This is a genomic window from Bacteroides sp. RTP31139st1_H2_RTP31139_211217, assembly GCF_040227615.1.
GTDB lineage: Bacteria > Bacteroidota > Bacteroidia > Bacteroidales > Bacteroidaceae > Bacteroides > Bacteroides uniformis.
In genome coordinates, this window is sequence record NZ_JBCNZM010000267.1 from 1 (window position 1) to 2,289 (window position 2,289).

3 protein-coding genes are annotated in these 2,289 nt (G+C 48.9%); 2 read left to right on the plus strand and 1 reads right to left on the minus strand.

The genetic code is table 11. The features are described from left to right. The coding region (locus tag ABUA47_RS23595; RefSeq protein WP_349832161.1) for an AraC family transcriptional regulator at nt 1-788 on the minus strand (788 nt) is incomplete at its 3' end. Between the two features lie 184 nt (nt 789-972). On the opposite strand from ABUA47_RS23595, the gene ABUA47_RS23600 reads away from it, so the two are divergent. Then, nucleotides 973-1,569, plus strand: coding sequence for an IMPACT family protein (locus tag ABUA47_RS23600; RefSeq protein WP_005837654.1), 597 nt, complete (start codon nt 973-975; stop codon nt 1,567-1,569). Between the two features lie 157 nt (nt 1,570-1,726). After that, nucleotides 1,727-2,289: HpaII family restriction endonuclease (locus ABUA47_RS23605; RefSeq protein ID WP_349832163.1), on the plus strand; the 563-nt coding region annotated here is incomplete at its 3' end.

Here is a 2,289-nt window from a genome sequence, read left to right on the forward strand (position 1 = left end):
CGAGATGGTACTCCGTCTCGTGGGCTCGGAGATGTGTATAATAGACAGAAACAGATTTCCGATACTTTGCGCCCTCCTTTCCGTATCAGCTCACGGGCGGCTTCGAGACGGCGCTGTATCAGCCATTCCCGTGGGGAGAGTGTGCTGCATTTTTTGAAATCGCGTTTAAACGTGGATAGGCTGCGGCCGGTATAATTGGCCATTTCTTCCATGGATATGTCGTTCATGTAATTGTGTTCCAGAAAGTCCAATATGTCTATTTTCCACGGGTCTGCAAAATCAAAAACGGAAGCATACAGGTTTTTACTCGTATTGAGCAACACGTATATCCCCTCCATCCTTTTCAGTTGCAGCAACTCCTCAGTCGGGTGGATGCTCGAATCGAAATAGGGTGTCATGGATTCGAACAGACTTACAATGTCGGGGCGGTTGGAAGGTAGCTTGTACAAGCTTATTTTATCTCGTTTGGCATCTTTAGGCAGGATGTCCCGGTTCAGCCTGCTGTAAAAGTCACGCAGGAATTTGGGAGTGAACATCAGGAAAATGGCTTTGAACTGCTCTCCATTCCAGGCTTGTTTGGTCATTTGCACACTAAAGTCCTTACGGATAAAGGCACAGTCTCCTTTATGCAGCCGAGTGATTTTGCCTCTTTCATCGATAACCATTTCACCGGAGTACATATATACCAGCACGTGCGAATGATTCCGGTGCGTGCAGCTTCTCCCTCCCTCGAAATACATTGCCAGGAAGAGGTCCGAATAGTGCAATGTCTTGATTCCGTCTGTCATTTTTTCTGTTTGATTATAAATCTGATTCTTCGTACAAAGATAACTCTTTTCGGCAGAAATCAGCTTGCTTATTTCTGCTGCTTTTGATTTTGCATTATCTTTAGATAAGATAAGCTGCACTTCAACATAACTTTTTTCATGCAAGCATGAAAGTTCTCTCTTCAGTTTGCATTATCTTTGCAGCATGAGCGAAGATACGTATAAAACCATCGTTGCCCCTTCCGAGGGCATTTACACTGAAAAGCGCAGCAAGTTCATTGCTATTGCCCTGCCGGTGCGTACAGTAGAGGAGGTGAAGGCGCATCTGGAAACTTACCAGAAGAAATATTACGACGCCCGCCACGTGTGCTACGCCTACATGCTGGGCCATGAGCGGAAGGACTTCCGTGCCAACGACAACGGCGAGCCATCGGGTACGGCAGGCAAGCCGATTCTGGGACAAATCAATTCCAACGAATTGACGGATATATTGATTATCGTAGTGCGTTATTTCGGAGGCATCAAATTGGGTACGAGCGGACTGATTGTAGCCTATAAAGCCGCCGCCGCCGAAGCCATTGCTGCCGCCACCGTTATTGAAAAGACCGTGGATGAGACGGTTACCTTCCTTTTCGAATATCCTTTCATGAACGATGTGATGCGAGTAGTGAAGGAGGAGGAGCCGGAAATCCTGGAACAGTCGTATGATATGGACTGCCGCATGACGCTCCGTATCCGCCAGTCCATGATGCCGAAGTTGCGGGCACGGTTGGAGAAAGTAGAAACATTGAGGTTTGAATAATACAACAAATGGGATAAGAGCCCCTTTCAATAGGGAAGTTGTTCGTTTCCTTTAACGGAACAAGTTGTTTTGTCCTTCGGAACAGACTGTTTTCTTTGCGGAAACGGCATCACTCCTTATGAAAGGCTGACTCCCTCCTTTAAACAAAAGAAAGTTTATGGCATTTAGTGCAACAAAAAGAGAACTGGGCGAGCTCTACACCTTCTTTCGCCTGCTGGCGGATGGAGCCGTGTCACTGGGTACACCGAAAGCTGAAAAAGACGAAACCCTGCGCTGGCCCGTTGCCTTGATACAGAGGGAAGAGCATGACGGTACGCGCCGTTACTATATCGAAGCGCAGGAAGTGCGCGTTGTCAGCGGAACTGCCGGGAAGGACGGTTCGTTTGTTCCGGGCGAGAAGGAGGAACTGCGTTTCCCCCGCGAAGACTTTGGTGATGCGGCAGAGTTGGTTCTGCATCTGCTGAAGAACGTTTCGGGCGAGGAAGTGGAAGTGTCCGAAGGTTTGGAAGCCTTTTTGGATGCTGTCAACATCTTCGACCTGGAAGCAAAGACGGAGGACCGTACCGACTTCTCCGTTGCCTTCTGGCATCCCGAAGCACCTCTAACGGGCTTCAATGTCCGTTGTCGTCTTACCCCGATGAATCCGTTGCTGGACGGAGGGCGCACGGCGAATCTGACGCTGGAGCAAAGCGGTGTCAAGTTTGCCGTGCCCACGGTGAA